The organism is Bradyrhizobium sp. 62B, assembly GCF_030272265.2.
GTDB lineage: Bacteria > Pseudomonadota > Alphaproteobacteria > Rhizobiales > Xanthobacteraceae > Bradyrhizobium.
Genome location: NZ_CP092841.2, coordinates 2,480,676 through 2,496,397, shown reverse-complemented (window position 1 = coordinate 2,496,397; position 15,722 = coordinate 2,480,676). Strand labels below are relative to the sequence as shown.

The following is a 15,722-nucleotide window of genomic DNA, read 5'->3' as shown; positions in this document are numbered from 1 at the left end:
CGCATGTCCTACGACATTCGCAAGACCGCGCTCGGCGTCGAGACCGTCTGGCATGAGCGCGGCCCCCGGCTGGAGAAGCCGCTGCTGGTCGGCACCGCGATTGCCGTGATCCGCAATCCCTTCGCCGGCCGCTATGAGCCGGATCTGATGCCGTTCCAGGCGTCCCTGCGCGGCCTGGGCCGCGAGCTCGCTGGCGCACTGATCGCGCAGCTCGGCGGCGCCGAGCGCATCGAGGCCTATGGCAAGGGCATCATCGTCGGCGAAGACGGCGAGCTTGAGCATGGCGCGGTCTGGCATGAAGCCGGCGGCCAGGGCATGCGCGAGGTGTTGGGACAACCGAAGGCGATCGTGCCGGCGGCAAAGACCATCGGCGGTCCCGGCACGCGGCTGATGGTGCCGCTCGGCCACATCCACGCGTGTTATGTGCGCAGCCATTTCGGCACCGCCGAGATGACGCTGTGGGACGCACCAAGACGTGACGAGATCGCCTTCGGCCTCGTGATGGCAACCGGCGGCCGCCCCCACGCGCGCATCGGGGGCCTGAAGGCATCCGAGATCTCCGTGCACGACGGGCAGCGCTGAGGCGCTGCCGCGCTCAATGCGCGCCGCAGCGGCAGCGCTCGTAATCGGCGGGATCGTGGCTGTTGACGATCGTCACGCGATCGCCGTGATCGCGCTTCAGCGCGCGCAGCCGGGCTTGGTTGGCGATCCGCATCGCGCGGTCCATGTCGCCGCGGCGCTGGAAGTAGCCGAGCATCAGGGGCACGCGCGGCGATGGGTCGAGCTGAGCATGATGGAAGTAGCTGTCGCCGGCATGCAGCAGCCATTTGTCGCCCGAGCGCACCGCGATGCCGCAATGGCCGAGCGTGTGCCCGGCAAGCGGGATCATCAGGATATCGGCTTCCGTGTCGCCGAGCGCACGCACGCCTTTGAAGCCGAACCAGTCCTCGCCGGCTTCGCCATAGAATTGCCAGCGCGGTCCGTGGCTCCACTGCCCCGTGACATAGCGCCCTTCGGGCGGCGCCGGCTTGCGCTCTACCGCCATGTCGTATTCGGCGCGATGGACGTGAATCGCGGCGTGGGGAAAATCGGGTACGCCGCCGGCGTGGTCTCGGTCGAGATGCGTCAACAGCAGGTGACGCACGTCGTTGGGTGAATAGCCGAGCGCCCTCACCTGTTCGACCGCCGTCTCCGCGGGATCGAGCTTTGGCGCGGTCTGCCGGACCCACCGCCGCCCCAGCCGCTCGGGCGTCGCGATGTCGCCGAGGCCGATGCCGGTATCGACCAGAGCGAGTCCGTCCCCGGTCTCCATCAGCAGGCAATGGCAGACCAGGCGGGCGCGCTGGAACAGGCCGCCAGAGCCGTTCACCAAGCGGCGGCCGAGCGGGCACATCGTGCCGGTGTTGAGGTGGTGGATTTTCATGGATGACCCTCGCCTGTCCTGAGCAGCCGTTCTTGTCATCGCTCTCGTCATAGGTAAAATATCGATTATTGATGCTATCTCTAGGCTTATCCTATGGACATCCGCGAGCTTCGCTATTTCGCCGCCGTCTACCGCGAACGCAATCTGACTTCCGCCGCACGGGCCTGCTTCGTGTCGCAGCCGTCGATTTCGACCGCGATCACCAGTCTCGAGGCCGAGCTCGGCACCACGCTGTTCATCCGGCACAAGAAGGGCGTGGCGCCGACCGCCTCGGCCGAGCAGTTTCACATTCTGGCGCGCCGCATCATCGACGAGACCGACGCGGCGCGCAGCCTGTTCAGGAAGCCGAGCACGAAGACCAATGTCACGCTCGGCCTGATGCGCACGCTCGACGTGCCTCGCACGATCGCGCTCTTGAAGCCGCTGACAGCGCGCAGCGACGTCGCGCTCCGCCTCGTCGGCAGCGACGAGCAGGCGGATGCGCGCATCATCTCGAAGAGCATGCTGCGCAAGGACGAGCAGTTCGTCGCGCTGTGGAGCGAGCGCTACGTCGCCGCGCTGCCGCCGTCGCATCCGCTGACGCTGAAGGACAAGCTTCGCACCGCCGATCTCGCCGGCGTCCCGCGGATCGACCGCTGCCATTGTGAACAAAGCGCGTTCTTCGGCCGCAATGCGCAGCGGCGCCAGACCGCTGCGATCGCACAATCCGAGGATTGGGCCATCGCGCTGGTCGCGGCCGGTGTCGGCATTGCCATCGTCCCCGAGGGCGTGGCGCGCGGCAATCCCGACATCGCGGTGCGCGAGATCGAGGTCAAGGTGACGCGCGAGGTCGGCCTCGCCTACCACGCCTCGGTCCCGCTGGCGGATGCGCTGAAGGAGTTTGTGGGGAAGCTGCAGAAGCAGCGGCCGGCCGGACCGCGCGCTGGGGCTAAAGACCGAGCTAACCCAACAAGCCCTTCAAGCCGGCATAGATAGAGCCGATACCGGTCGCGGCCACGCCGGCCAGCGGCCCGACGGTCTGCATGAGATCCTGAATTAGGCGGGCGCGGCGGCGCAGTTGCTCTTCGCCGACGTGCTGGCCGAGCAAGCGCGCCACGCGGAAGGCAAACGCATTCGGCTTGCCGCCCTGGGTCAAAACCCGCGGCAGCACTTGGAAGATCACCACGCTCAAGATGTTTCCGGAGACGAAGGCAAGCAGGATGCTAGCGCCATATTCGAACACCTCGCGCCATTCGATCCAGGCTTCCGGCAAGATCGGGACATGATCGTGAACTCCGGTTACCGTCAGCATCGACAGGATGCTGACACCTGCCGTCAGGAACGCCAGCACGAAGGCGGGCAAGGTAGAGACGCGGTGCAACGGATAGGCCACGAAGCCGAACAGAAGTGGTATCGCGATCGACGCGATCCGAAGCGGGAGCGCGGATACGTTGAAGGTGATGGTCACGAGCACATGCGCGACCACCAGCAGGAGGGATGGAATGGCAACGTAGAGCACGGCGTGCGTGCCGTAATAACGCAGCGGATTGTTGTAGCGCTCCAGCCGGACATTGATGCGGTCGAGATCGCGCCTGAGCTTGTCCAGATCGGCGACAATGTCGTCGATCTCGCGCAGCATCGGCTGCACGACGCGTAAGTCCCGCGAGCAATGCTTGCACGCGATCGCTTCATCCTTGATGGTTTCGGCGCAGAACGGACATTCCATCGCTAGCGCGACTTCCTTCGCCTTGTGACGGCTTCGATTTCGGCTCTGGCGCGCCTCAGTTCATCGCGCAGCTCCTCCCGTTTGCGCAGGAGATCGTCTCTCTCGGCGATCAACGTGGCGGGCACGGCGATGTCGCGCCCGCAGGCAGCGCAGACCAGCGCCCCCTCGGCGCTGTCAGCCCGGCAGTAAGGACACGTCACTTGGGTGCAACCTTCAAGGTGAAGATGGTCGTGCCGGGCCGACCATCGCTGTCCTTGACGTCGACCCGCACGGTGTATTCCCCCGGTGGCAGCTCCGCGTCGAGCATGTTGATGCCTTCCGCTTTCACGAATGGCTTGACCCGCGGAGTGAGGTCCACGTTGGGCGTGCGGAGGAAGATCACCTTGACCGATTCCGGGTCGATCTTAGCCCCGCCGAACGACTCGAACTTCAACACCAGCGGCATCGGTGAGCTGACGGCACCGCCGGGCGAGATGAATTCGACCTTGGGACCGCGCAGAATGCCGCGCCGGTCGGCCGCGACCGCTCCCTTCGGCGGCGGCAGCTTGGCTTCTTCCTCGGTGATCAATTGCGTGGCGTGCGCAGGTGCCGAAAGCAACAAAGCTGCCGCCACAATGCCCAACAAGACATTCCGCGTCATCGTCCGTTCACCCCTTCCCTCATTTGTTTGTCAGCGCACGCCGCCATCGCCGATGATCGTGTACGGCGCCCAGAACAGCGGATGCGCATAGGCAAACTCGGTTTTTCCTTCGCTGTTGAGATAGCCCGGACCATCGACGAGAGCCATCGCCGCCTGACGCAGCGCTTCGCTGCGCGACAGCTTGGGATCGTCGGCCTGCCGTTTGAACAAGTCCGTCACCAATTGCCGCGCCGACTGCGAATGCACCGACCAGTTCGTCACAAGGAGCGCACGCGTTCCAGCGTAGAAGAATGCGCGCCCAAGCCCGGACGCCGCCTCGGCCCCTGCGCCAGCGCCCGCACCGGTGTTGCAGGCCGACAGGATCACCCAGTCAGCATCGAGCTTGAGACCCAATATCTCCTCCATGGTCAGGAGGCCGTCGCCGCCCTCTCCCGTCACCGCCGGAGAGGACAAGGCGAGTGCTGGCTGCGTGAGCCCGTTCAGCTCGCCCGGGACGAGGCCGTGGGTGGCAAAGGCCAGGATCCTGAAGCCGGACAGATTCATGGTCTTTACCGCACTCTCGGTGGCGTCCTTGCCTAGGAACAGGACTTTCGAGGGATCGGCCTGCAGCGCCAGCGCGATCGATTTCAGCTCGTCCGCGGTGTCGGGTAGCCGCGGCAGCAAACCAAGCTCGGCGCTGTCGACGCCATCGAGCTTCGGACTGTTGCGCCGCTTGAGCGGGCCGCCGCGCGTGACATTGCCGCCCGCGTCGGCGACCTGAACTTTCTCCCCGGCGCCGTCCGCCTCAACCTGCTGATCCCTGTTGAAGTAAGGATCGCCGAAGGCGACGAGGTCGCCGCGTCCCGGCTTGCCCGGCGGCAGTTGCCGCAGCGTGCGCAACGCCGCCGCGGATGGGACCGTCGACACGGCATGGGTTCGCGCCAGCCACGCCACGTTGCGGTAACCGATGAACAGCGGATCCTCGTCGGCGGCGACCTCCGCCGGCGCCGTCGGCAACAATGACAGTGGCAACAGGCCGAGCGCGCCATTGGTCACGACGATTAGGTTCCTGGACGGCTTCCATCCGCTCTCAACGGGCTTGAGCAACAGCTCGTAGAGTTCATAGCCGAGCTTGAGGTCGAACGGCGGGATATCCGAGATCATCGCGGCCTGCGGTTCGAGCGCTTCGCGCAGCTTGCGGATCTTGCTTTCGATATCGCCGATCTTCGCCTGCACGGCGGCGAATGCGACAGGCCCCGACTTCGGCACGGCCCAGACGAAGCTGCCGTTCTGGCCGAAATAGAACGACAGCATGGCCTCGTTGTCGGCCAGCGTGGCGCGGATTTCCGCGACACTCGGCGGCCGGGGTGAGACAAGATCGGCGTAGATTGGGAATTTCTGCTTGATCTCCTGGCGCGCCTTGTCGCGCTGTCCGCGCAGTGCCGCGATCGAGGCCTGGATTTGCGCAACGCCCTTGTCGTCCCGTTCCGCGGCGGGGAGCGCAAGCACGTTGTTGAGCGTACCGAGCTGGGCGTTGACCCGCTTGGTCAAGTCCTGCTCCTTGCGCACGAGGTCGGCGAGCGCGGGATCCTTTGCCGCCGCGCGCGCACTCGAAGCCGCCAGCGCCTGCTGGACCGAACGGCCGCGGACAGCGTCGGCGAGGCCGAACGTCTCTTCCCCGACGTCCTTGCCGGTCCCTTCGGCCCTGGCGAGCAGCATCAAGTAACTTTCGACGATGGTTTGCAGCCGCTGGCTGCGCGCGGCCACCACCGTGGTGTTCTCGTCATCGGCGTTCTCATTGGCGCTCGCCATCATGACCGGAATGGCCGCCTTGAACTCCCTGATCGCATCGGAGTCGCGCCGAGCGCGCATCAGTCCGACGGCCAACGTGCCGCGCGCCGAAGCGGCATCGAAATGGTTCTCGCCGACCCGGGCGATCTGCTTCTTCACGAGCTGCTCGGCGGCGGCAATGCCTGCGTCCAACTGTCCGGAACCATAGAGCGACAGGATACGAGACGGATTGAGTTCGAACACCTGACGGCGCTGTGAATCCCAGCCGGCGACGGCCTTGTCGATCCTGGCAAACATCTTGCTCGCCTCGGCGGTCTGGCGGCGCAGCGTCAGGATGCCTGCAAGCTGCGACAGCAACTGCACCGTCGCCTGCGACTCCTCCGGCACGCCGACCTTCTTGTTGATCTCGAGGGCGACACGGCCGAGCTTCTCGGCCTCCTCGTAACGACCCTGGTCGACCAGAATGCCCGCCAGCCCCATCACGAAGCGCGGCGTGACGGAATTGTACTTGCCGGTATCCTTCAGGCGCGAGAGCAGCGCGCGGCGCGCATCCACCTCAGCCTCGGCGAGCCTGCCCTGCCTGGCCTTCATGCGGGCTTGATTCAGCACGATGCCGTCGATCGCCTGCAGCAGGATGGTCTCCGCCGGCGGATTGTCGGATTCCATGACTGCCTTCGTACTTGCGCGCTTGCGCAGCTCGGCCTTGCGATATGCGGCCTCGGCGTCGGCAAACTGCCCGCGCGCCTCGAAGATCAGGGCGCGCGAGAGCTCCAACTCGCCTTCCCAGCTCTGGCCGAACTTCGCGTAAGCCGACCGCCAATTGGGATGACCGCTGGTGCGGGCCTCCTGGATCGCGATCTGGCTGCGGCGGACATAGGCTTCGGCCTGGGCGACATCGCCCATCTGGATGAGGACGGACGCGACGGCGCGGTTGGTGTTGAACTGCAATCCCTTGGCGCCCGGCATGCTGGCCGATTCGCGCAGAAGCCTCTGCATGATCTCGAGCGAGCGCTTCGGATCGCCGGCGAGAGCATATTGCAGCGACTGGAGTTGAAGAATCCGTCCTAGCAATTGCGGACCGACCGCGCCGCGCCCCACCTCCACGGCCTTGTCGGAATCGGAGATCGCTTCGGCCAGCCGACCGAGCTGAGCGCGTGCGTTGGCGCGATCGAAATAGAGCTGAGCGAGATCCTGGCGGGATTCCTTACCGCTGGGCGCGGCGTCGGCGTCCGATTTCAATTCCGCGATCATCTTCTCGTCGGGCTTGTCGCCGTCGAGGACCGCCGTGATGTCGGCAATGCTGCGCGGCGGCGCAACGAAATCGTTCGGGAGCGCGGCACCTACCTCGAGCTTGGGCGCCGTTTCCTTGGGAAGCTCGACCGCGATATTGGCACGACCATTGGCAGCATTCAGCGCCGCCATCACGCAAGCCTTGACCTGAGGCGAGGCCTTGGCGCGGCAGGCTTCGAGATTGGCGCCCCCGGCGGGTCCGCCGCCAGCGCGCATGCAGGCCTGCACGATCGGTTTGCCGACGCTCATCCGGCAATTCTCGATCGCTGCCTCCTTGGTCAACGCGGCCGCGGAGCCGGTCGACCCGAGGAAAATGGCAAGCGCGAGCAGGTGATGGCGCGGGGTAACGTCCGGACAGCTCTTGAACGGACGCAGGGCGTCTAAGCTCATCGCGAAAGACCTTCAGGGTAAAATGACTTTGAAGAAACGGGACAATCCTATCCGGCCGGTCCGGAAGGACAAGAGCCATGAATCCGGTTCCCTGAGGCCTCAACAGAGTTGAGCGGTCCAGGGACGGCACAGGTCCTCGGGATTTCGAACTGACGCGTGGCCTCGGGCTGAGCGCGCTGATTGGCCGCGGGGGCAGGATCGCCTGGCGCGCCTCGGTCCCGCTGGCGGATGCGCTGAAGGAGTTTGTGGACAAGCTGCAGAAGCAGCGGCGAAGACCGACCTCGGGCGCGCGCGGCGGCTCAACCAGGACCGGCCGCGAGCGCCGCGCTGCCGTCACCGCCGGGCGTGCATGAGCACGCGCCCGAACGGTCGGTCCTCGATCAGGAAGCGGACGGCCTCCGCCGCCTCGGACATGGGAAACACCTTGCCGATGGTGGGATGCAACGTTCCCTCCTTAAGGTAATTCAGAAGCGTGGCGCCGGCCGCAGCGACCGTTTCCGGCGTGAAGAGCCGGAACGTGAAGCCGCGGATCGTCGCGGCCCTCCAGATGATGTCGGTCACGTTGACATTCGACTGGCGCCCTCCGGCGTAGCCGACGACGACGACCGTGCCGCCGAAGGCGAGCGAGGCAAGCACTTCGGCCGTGAGGTTGCCGCTTACCCCATCCACCACGACGTCCACGCCCTTGCCCTCCGTGATGCGGCGCACGCCGTCCTTGAGGCTCTCCCTGGAGAGATCGATGACATGCTCGTAACCGGCCGCACGCGCCTGCTCGGCCTTTTGCGTATTGCCTGCGGTCGAGATCGTCAGCGCGGCACCGAGGCGGCGCGCGACTTGCACCGTTTCCATGCCGACGGCACCGCCGATGGCCGGTGCGAGAACCGTTTGTCCCGGCCTGAATTTTGCGAGTTCAGTCAGAGCCAGGTAGCCCGTCAGATATCCCGCGCCTGCCAGATAGGCTGCGGCGTGATCGTCATCGACAGTCTCGGGGACGTGTGACAGGCCAGAGGCTGGTGCGGCCACGAATTCGCGCCAGGTGCCGTCGGCCGTGAGGCCGAAACCCGCTCCTCTGACGAATACGCGATCGCCGGCCTTGAAGTCTTCGCTCTGGCTCTCGACGACCGCTCCGACGCCGGTCTGGCCGCCGACGCGCGGCAGGTTTTCCGGCGTCGCGGCGTAGTGGTGGCCTGATCGGAACGTGTTGTCCAAGGGATTGATACCGACCGTTCGCATCTGGACGATGACCTCGCCGGCGCGCGCCTCCGGCCTCGCTAGCTCGACCAGGCGGTTTTGACTGTAATCTCCGTACTGCTGGTACTGGATCGCCTTCATGGCTTCGCTCACCTCACGTGTTAGGCTCCGAAGTCGATCTAATGCCTTCCAGATTTGAGCGATATCTGTCAAAATGAGAACGATGCTTTCAATTTTGGAAGGACGATGGACCGCCTCGAAGCCATGACCATCCTGGTGACGGCGGCCGACAGCGGCAGCCTGTCGGCCGCGAGCCGCCAATTGCGCATCCCGCTGGCGACGGTGAGCCGCCGTGTGTCCGATCTCGAGGAACACCTCAACGTCCGCCTTCTCCACCGCGGCGGCCGCAAGCTCGTGCTCACCGATATCGGGCGCAGCTATGTCGCCTCATGCCGTCGGATCGTGGAAGAGATCGCGGAAGTCGAGCGTACGGCAGCCGGTGAATACCGCGCGCCGCAGGGCGAGTTGATCGTCACCGCGCCTGCGGTCATGGGCCGCAGCCATCTCTTGCCCATCGTCGTGGAGTTTCAGCGCGCCTTCCCCGACGTCCGGGTTCGGGTGCAGTTCACCGATCGATACGTCAACCTGATCGAGGAGCACGTCGATCTCGCCATGCGCATCGGGGAGTTACCGGACAGCAACACGATCGGCACGCGCGTCGGCGCCGTCGGCCTCGTCGCTTGCGCCAGCCCCGCCTACCTGAAGACACGCGGCACGCCCAAGCGGCCGGCCGACCTCGCGGACCATGATTGCATCACCCAGCAGGCCCATACCGCGACGTCCGACTGGAAGTTCTCGACCGGAAGAAACGAACAGACGGTCGAGGTCCGGTGCCGGCTTGCAGTTTCCCTCGCCGAAGCTGCGGTCGCAGCCGCTGTTTCAGGTGCCGGGATCGCCCGCGTCCTGTCGTATCTCATCGCTGACGAATTGAAGAAGCGAACGCTGGTGAAGTTGCTCGGCGCTTACGAATCCACGCCACTTCCGGTCAGCCTGATCTATCCGAGCCAGCGCCAGGTTCCGTTGAAGCTGCGCGCCTTCCTGGACTTTGCCACCCCACGGCTGCGAAAGCGGCTCGGCTATCGAAACGCGTAGGTGAAGTCACCTCTGCCGCCTGCGTGTTCGCGGTCGGCCTCCCTGTGAATGGAAGGCGATCGCCTCAGCCCTTCGAGACCACCGCGCGGCCGTAGGGCGGTTGCGCCTGGACCGGCGGGTTGGCGGTCTGGGCGGCGAGCTCGCCGATCAGGCGGTCGGCGTCGGCGGCCATTCCGTCGGGCGCCTGGATCACCAGGCGCTCCAGCGCCCAGCGGTAGGACGAGACGCGCTGCTCCAGGCATTGCTGCACCCACTGCACGATCAGCGAGTTCTCCTGCATGCGTGCGACCGCGTCGTCCTTCTCCTTCGGCGAGAGCGCTGAGACGCGCGCCATACTGGCATCGCGCTTCCTGTCGAGATCGATGACGCGGATGGCGCTGCCGAAGAACGGCTCGAAGCGGGTGATGTCGTTGCGCACGTCCTCGATCAGCTGCGCATAGCGCGAGGAGTGCGAGCGGTGCGGCTCGTCGATCAGCGTGCGCCCGTACATGGTGCGGTCGAACACGACCTTCTGCCGCCAGGGCGAGGGCATCGCCTTGTAGTCGCCGAACACGCTCTTCCAGGCGGGGCGCGACAATGGCGGCTCGATCATGGGATAGGCGAGGTCGCGCAGCTGGCGCTCCTCGTCGGTGAGCTGGAATTGCGAAGGCTTCAGGCCGACGCTGGAAGTGACCTCCGCACCCAGCCAGCGATGCATGTCGTCGCTGCGCATGTCGGCGCGCGTACGGCCGAAATCGCCACCGCTGCACGCACCGAGCGTGGCTGCGAGCAGGACGGCCGATATGACGGGCCGGATCTGGCGGATGGTGTCCGGCATTGCACGCAGCCGGATGTCAGCGGCGGCGACGACGGCGTCCCGGCGCTGTGCCCTGCTCAGGGCCGCGATCGCCGCTGGTTTCATCTGCCTCGCGCTCGATACGGATGACGGGAAGGATCAGGATCGTTCCCATGTCCGCGCGCGGAGCGACATCCCCCGACGAGCCCACCCGGCGACCGGCCGGAAATTCAATGATGGTCCCCATGTCAGCTCTCTTCAATTGCCGCGCGACCGAACGCGCCCCTGCAACATGCAATTCATTAAGATCAGTTCATGGTTAACGGGGTGTAAACGCGGCGTTCCGACCGTAGCCGCACGGGCCGGCCGCGACGTCCCGTCAAGGCACGGAATTGCTACAAGTCGAGCGTTCGGCTTCACGCCTCGTTTTCCTTAACGAGCCTTTAAAGGAGCCTGCGCTAGGCTGGCGGCGAGCATGTTTTTCAGGTCGCGTATCCCTCCATGACCAAGTCGCTGTTTCCCGGATTCGACGGGCTGATGTCGCTGTCCCGTCGCGAAGGCGTCGATGTTCGGCCGACGCTGCTGCGCGTGCTGACCGACCTCTATGTCCAGACGCGCGTCCACAGCGAGGACGAGCAGCGGCAATTCACCGAGCTTGCAACACGGCTGATCGACCAGGTCGACGATGCGACGCGCGCGGCCATCAAGGCCAAGCTCGCGGTCTATCCGCAGACGCCCGTGGCGGTGCTGCAGAAGCTCGGGCTGGTCGCAGCCCAGGAAGGCCGCAGGATTCCGCTTGCCCGCGAGATTCCCGTTCCCGCCCCCGCCCCCGCGCCGGTCCGCACGCCCTCCGACGCCGAGCTGCGCATGGCCGCCAGCATGGCGATGCAGCCGAAGGACGCCGCCGAGATCCACGACATGTTCTTTGGCGCCGGCCCGTCCGAGCGCGCGCTGATCCTGCACAATCTGGCGCAGACCCCGCTGAAGGCCGCCCCTCGCATTCCGACCGTGCGCGCCAAGCGTGCGATTCAGATCCTGGAGATGGCTGCGATCGCGGGCGATGTCGAGAACTTCGCCCTGGAGCTCGGCGACAGCCTGATCCTACCCTCGCGCGTCGCAGCCCAGATCGTCGACGATGCCGGCGGCGAGGCCCTCGCGGTCGCCGCGCGCGCGCTCGACATGCCGAGCCCGAACTTCCAGCGCATCCTCTTGTTCTTCAAGCCGGAGATCGGCACCTCCGTGAACGAGGTGTACCGGTTGTCGCGGCTCTACGACCGAATCAGCGAACGCGCGGCGCTGGTGATGCTGGCGGCCTGGCGCGGCTCGACGCTCGCCGTCACCCGCGCGAAGTACCAGCCGTCACTGCACGACGGCGAACGCCAGCGCGCCCGTGCCGGCGCGAGCCAGACGCGGCCAAGCGTGCAGCCGGGCGCGATGCCGCCGCGCCGCACCGGCACCGACGGGTCGTCGGAGCGCTAGAGCCGGCCCTGAGGCTTCTTCAGCTCGTGCCCCGGACGCAGCGCGCTAGCGATACGCTACAGAGCCAGGGTCCATCTCACCGCGTTACGCCGTGCAGCCCACTGGGTCCCGGCTCTGCACGGCGACGCTGACGCGTCGCCGTGCAGAGCCGGGATACGATCGAAGCAGCCGTTACGTCTTCGCCAGCTCCAGAAAATGCCGCCCGGCGCGGTCCTCTGTCTCGACGATCCAGGCGTCCGGGTCGAAGCGGACTTCCTTAGTGAGACGTTCCTCGATGGTATGCTCCGGCAGAGGCTGCGGCGCGACCGGCACGAAGAAGCGATCGACGGGGCGGCCGTCATCGTAAGAGGTCTGCGGGGCCGGCGCATACAGCATCGCATGGCCGTCGAGCAGCGACACCTTCACGAACACCGCGCCCGCCTCCTCGGCGCCGCGACGGCGGACCGCTCCGAACACGCCCTCGGTCTGGCACCGGCGCAGGTAAGCCGCGACCCATATGTTGGATTTCAAACGCATGAGTCGAACGATAGGCCAGCGTGACGCGCGCCGCCAGTCTCAGCGTCCGATTATCACGCCTTGCTGACGCCCCTCCCGCCGCGGATCTGAAGCGCAACGAGGTATGACAGCGGCACCGCAAGCGCAAATCCCACGGCGACCGCATAGGGGATGTTCCTGATCGCATCGGCGGCGAAACTCGGCACCATCAGCACGACGATCAGACTGACACCCGCCAGCACCGTACCCAGCATGATCCAGACCAAGACCGAGACCTTGAACATGACACCCTCTCTTCCTCGTTGAAGATGGGCGATCATGGTCCACGTAACTCTCGGCCGTCATTGATCCCAAGCAAATCGCGCCTGCCGAAGACGCCATGATGTGCCGGTGCGGCATGCCCGACAATTGATCGGCGTCAATGACAGCGAGCGGCGTGGCTATTCGACGGGATGACCGATCGCGGCACCGAGCTCGCGCAGCAGCCGGTCGGACAGCTGGCCGGTGACCTGCATCTTGTGCTCGCGCTCGAACTTCTGGATCGCGAACTGGGTCTCGCCGCTCATCGTGCCCGTGATCTTCAGATTGCCGTAGCCATATTCGGACAGCGCGCGCTGCACGCCGGCGATACGCCGTGCGGCCGGGTTGTGGGTTACGGGAATCGGGGCCGGCGGACGCATCGCGGAGGACGGCGTCGAGGTCGTCTGCTTGACCAGATTGGTCATGGGATCGTTCGCGCGCGTCGATGCGGTCGCTTCGACGGGTTTCTCCGGCGGCTTCTCGGCGGCGCGCTCGGCGGGTTTGGGCTCAGCGCGGAACTCGGTCGCGCGCGGCTCGAGTGGCGAGCTGTCGGCGCCGACGGGGCGCGGCCGCGGCAAGGGATTCGACAGCGCCACGGAGGACGGCGCGGGCAGATTGATCACGGTGCCGAACATCGGCGCCGGATGCCGGCCGGTCTGCAGGAACAGCGCATTGGCAACGATCGCGCCGATCGCGGCGACGGCGATGAGACCAGCCAACGTGTCCTTGGGGCTGTGCAGCAGCACGCGCATCACGAGGTTGCGCTCGGTCTCGATATCGACAACCGCTGCTTTGGCACCACGGCGGCGCGGAGCGACTTCGTTCTTGGCAGATTTCTTAGGCACTTTTCTTCACCAGAGCGGATTGGTCCTGAGAGGGGGCGTGAGCCTGGTCTTGAATCTCCCGGCCTTGAAGTTCCTGACCTTGAATTTCCTGGCGCAGCACCGGCGTCAGCGTCGCGATCTTGCTCTCGGCCGGCTTGGCTTGCGACGGCGTGTAGACGAGCGGCAGCCTGACGGTGACGGCGGTGCCCTCGCCCAACCTGCTTTGTACCGTCAATTCGCCGAGATGCAACGCCACGAGGCTCTTCACGATCGACAATCCGAGGCCGGTGCCTTCGTGACGGCGCTGATAGGTCTTGCCCGCCTGGAAGAACGGCGCGCCGATGCGCTTGAGATCGTCGGGCGAGATGCCGACGCCGGTGTCGCTGATGCGCAGCGTCAGCTGCGAGCCGGTCACCGCTGCGGACACGGACACCTGGCCGCCGCGCTCGGTGAACTTGATGGCGTTGGCGACCAGATTGAGCACGATCTGCTTGAAGGCCCTGGGATCGCCGGTCATGACGGGCAGGTCCTGCGGCGCGTCGGTGATGAGGTCGATGCCGTTCTCCCGCGCCTTCAGCGCCAGGAGATTGCAGCAATGCAAGAGCGAGGCGCGCGGCGCGAACGGCTCGGACGCGATCTCGAAATTGCCCGACTCCATCTTCGACATGTCCAGGATGCCGTTGACGACCGACAACAGATGCTGGCCGGAATCGTTGATGAGCTGGGCATATTCCCGGCGCTGGGCCGCACCCAGCATCAGGGTCTGCTCCTGCGCGATCATCTCGGAGAAGCCGATGATGGCGTTCAGCGGCGTCCGCAGCTCATGGCTCATGGTGGCAAGGAAGCGCGTCTTGGCGGCATCGGCAGCTTCAGCGGCGCTGCGCGCCTGCTCGAGCGCCTGCTCGGACAGCTTGTGACCGGTGACGTCGCGCATCACGGCGACGACTTCGGCCTCGCGCGTGGCGTCACGTCCCAGATCCTGGTCGAGCGGGCGGCAGCGCATCTCGACCCAGAGAAAATCGATCTGGCCGCGCTCGGTCCCATCCGGCTCACGCCGCAGCCGGAACTCGACGCTGCGCACCTCGCCGCGCGCGGCATCGGACAGCGCGGTGAGATAGGCCGGGCGATCGGCGACATGGACGCGGTCGAACAGACCATGACCGAGCAGTTGCGCCATCGGCAGGCCGAGCATGGCCTCCGCCGCCGGCGAGATGAACTGCACGGCACCGTTGCGCTGATGCCGCGAGACGATGTCGCTCATGTTGCGGGCGAGCAGGCGGTAACGCTCCTCTTCGCGAGACAGCAGCGCAACGCTGGTGCGCGCGAGCGATTCCGCACCGAAGGCGAGGCCCGCGGCATAGACCGTCGCCGAGACGACACCGCACGCCATCAGCACGCCGCGTTCTGCGGCGCTGGTGTCTGCTGACGGCAGCCAGCCGAGCTGACTGAGAAGGGTCAGCAGTCCCGCACAGGACAGTGCGAGCAATGCAGCGAAGACGGTGACGCGGCGCGAGGCCGACAGCGCGGCTTCGAGCGGAACCACGACCAGCCAGACCGCGGCGAACGATTCGATGCCGCCCGTTGAGCCCGCGACCGCCATGATCAGGCCGGCGAGCGCCAGCGAGGACAGCACATGCGCGCCTTCATAGCGGCCGGTGCGCGACAGGAACCAGGACAGCATGATCGGCGCGACCAGCCATGCAAAGGCGGCGACCTCGATCGCGCTCGGCGCGCCGCGCAGGACGAGATAGATCGGGAATGCGGCAAAGGCGGCCAGGCTGCCCAGCAGCCGCGGCGCCATGAAGGCACGATGGCGCGCGCGCATCAGCGCATCGTAACGCGCGGAGGGATGCAGCAGCGCATCGAGACAATCGCGGATGATACTCAAAACTGTCACGGGTCTCGCGCTTCGGCTCAATCGTCTTAGAAGACGCGCCGGAACGCCTCCTTGTCGTTGAACCCACCGTGTCAGAGCGACCTTAAACGAGTGCTAAGGCGGCGCGACACGCGGCCGGACGCCGGGACATCGCGGGGCTTTTTAGACGATTTGGCGACGTCTTCAGTGAGGATGGTGAACACAGGGTTTCACCGTCCCGCTCATGGTTTCGAATTGGTGGATAGGCCCGCCAGCAGTATCACGGGCCGCGGCGTCAATCGAAAATTTACGACACCTTCGATCGCGAAGAATTTTGCGCCAATTTTCCGCGAATTAAGCTCAAGGCAATCACTTGCGATTTATCGAGAGTTGCTAGGTCCGACATCCCCGGAGTTCGCCGCGGACGGGATCT

15 protein-coding genes are annotated in these 15,722 nt (G+C 65.8%); 4 read left to right on the top strand and 11 right to left on the bottom strand.

Annotation, left to right across the window (positions count from 1 at the left end; all coding sequences use genetic code 11):
• Positions 1 to 3: 3 nt before the first annotated feature.
• Entirely contained in the window at positions 4 to 582 is a 579-nt protein-coding gene (locus ML401_RS11725) for an amino acid synthesis family protein (RefSeq protein WP_194408233.1), read from the top strand.
• A gap of 13 nt (positions 583 to 595) precedes the next feature.
• On the opposite strand, the gene ML401_RS11720 is transcribed toward ML401_RS11725, so the two are convergent.
• Complete coding sequence (locus ML401_RS11720; protein ID WP_211417646.1) at positions 596 to 1,423, bottom strand: MBL fold metallo-hydrolase; 828 nt, start codon at positions 1,421 to 1,423, stop codon at positions 596 to 598.
• Positions 1,424 to 1,516: 93 nt separating this feature from the next.
• On the opposite strand from ML401_RS11720, the gene ML401_RS11715 reads away from it, so the two are divergent.
• On the top strand, positions 1,517 to 2,398 hold the full coding sequence (locus ML401_RS11715; protein WP_285812016.1) for a LysR family transcriptional regulator: 882 nt from the start codon (positions 1,517 to 1,519) through the stop codon (positions 2,396 to 2,398).
• Here the strand turns inward: ML401_RS11715 and ML401_RS11710 are convergent.
• The 4 genes from ML401_RS11710 to ML401_RS11695 all read right to left on the bottom strand — a co-directional run bounded on the left by ML401_RS11710 (position 2,364) and on the right by ML401_RS11695 (position 8,562).
• Positions 2,364 to 3,128 carry a hypothetical protein gene (locus ML401_RS11710; RefSeq protein ID WP_211417648.1) on the bottom strand — a complete coding sequence of 255 codons (765 nt, stop codon included), beginning with the start codon at positions 3,126 to 3,128 and terminating at the stop codon, positions 2,364 to 2,366. The genes ML401_RS11715 and ML401_RS11710 overlap by 35 nt on opposite strands.
• A 196-nt stretch (positions 3,129 to 3,324) precedes the next feature.
• Positions 3,325 to 3,696 (bottom strand): Ig domain-containing protein, encoded by a 372-nt coding sequence (locus ML401_RS11705; protein ID WP_285812015.1) that lies wholly within the window; start codon positions 3,694 to 3,696, stop codon positions 3,325 to 3,327.
• A 102-nt stretch (positions 3,697 to 3,798) separates the two neighbouring features.
• Positions 3,799 to 7,218, bottom strand: coding sequence for a CHAT domain-containing protein (locus ML401_RS11700; protein WP_285812014.1), 3,420 nt, complete (start codon positions 7,216 to 7,218; stop codon positions 3,799 to 3,801).
• Between the two features lie 333 nt (positions 7,219 to 7,551).
• Complete coding sequence (locus ML401_RS11695; RefSeq protein WP_285812013.1) at positions 7,552 to 8,562, bottom strand: zinc-binding alcohol dehydrogenase family protein; 1,011 nt, start codon at positions 8,560 to 8,562, stop codon at positions 7,552 to 7,554.
• 93 nt (positions 8,563 to 8,655) lie between these two features.
• Here ML401_RS11695 and ML401_RS11690 point away from each other — a divergent pair, with 93 nt between their 5' ends.
• Positions 8,656 to 9,561, top strand: coding sequence for a LysR family transcriptional regulator (locus ML401_RS11690; protein ID WP_285812012.1), 906 nt, complete (start codon positions 8,656 to 8,658; stop codon positions 9,559 to 9,561).
• Positions 9,562 to 9,625: 64 nt separating this feature from the next.
• Here the strand turns inward: ML401_RS11690 and ML401_RS11685 are convergent, their stop codons facing one another.
• Positions 9,626 to 10,378, bottom strand: a complete 753-nt coding sequence (locus ML401_RS11685) for a hypothetical protein (RefSeq protein WP_285812011.1) — start codon at positions 10,376 to 10,378, stop codon at positions 9,626 to 9,628.
• A gap of 16 nt (positions 10,379 to 10,394) precedes the next feature.
• Positions 10,395 to 10,583 (bottom strand): hypothetical protein, encoded by a 189-nt coding sequence (locus ML401_RS11680; RefSeq protein ID WP_212067156.1) that lies wholly within the window; start codon positions 10,581 to 10,583, stop codon positions 10,395 to 10,397.
• A 254-nt stretch (positions 10,584 to 10,837) separates the two neighbouring features.
• Here ML401_RS11680 and ML401_RS11675 point away from each other — a divergent pair, with 254 nt between their 5' ends.
• Complete coding sequence (locus ML401_RS11675; protein ID WP_285812010.1) at positions 10,838 to 11,815, top strand: DUF2336 domain-containing protein; 978 nt, start codon at positions 10,838 to 10,840, stop codon at positions 11,813 to 11,815.
• 171 nt (positions 11,816 to 11,986) lie between these two features.
• Here ML401_RS11675 and ML401_RS11670 read toward each other — a convergent pair whose 3' ends face one another.
• The 4 genes from ML401_RS11670 to ML401_RS11655 form a co-directional block, all read right to left on the bottom strand.
• The gene (locus ML401_RS11670; protein ID WP_211417652.1) at positions 11,987 to 12,331 is read right to left on the bottom strand and encodes a DUF1491 family protein; all 345 of its coding nucleotides are present in this window, start codon (positions 12,329 to 12,331) and stop codon (positions 11,987 to 11,989) included.
• A 53-nt stretch (positions 12,332 to 12,384) separates the two neighbouring features.
• Positions 12,385 to 12,594 (bottom strand): hypothetical protein, encoded by a 210-nt coding sequence (locus ML401_RS11665; protein ID WP_211417653.1) that lies wholly within the window; start codon positions 12,592 to 12,594, stop codon positions 12,385 to 12,387.
• Between the two features lie 156 nt (positions 12,595 to 12,750).
• The gene (locus tag ML401_RS11660; protein ID WP_285812008.1) at positions 12,751 to 13,455 is read right to left on the bottom strand and encodes a peptidoglycan-binding domain-containing protein; all 705 of its coding nucleotides are present in this window, start codon (positions 13,453 to 13,455) and stop codon (positions 12,751 to 12,753) included.
• The gene (locus ML401_RS11655) at positions 13,448 to 15,331 is read right to left on the bottom strand and encodes a PAS domain-containing sensor histidine kinase (protein WP_285812007.1); all 1,884 of its coding nucleotides are present in this window, start codon (positions 15,329 to 15,331) and stop codon (positions 13,448 to 13,450) included. Before ML401_RS11655 ends, ML401_RS11660 begins: the two co-directional genes overlap by 8 nt.
• Between the last annotated feature and the right edge of the window lie 391 nt (positions 15,332 to 15,722).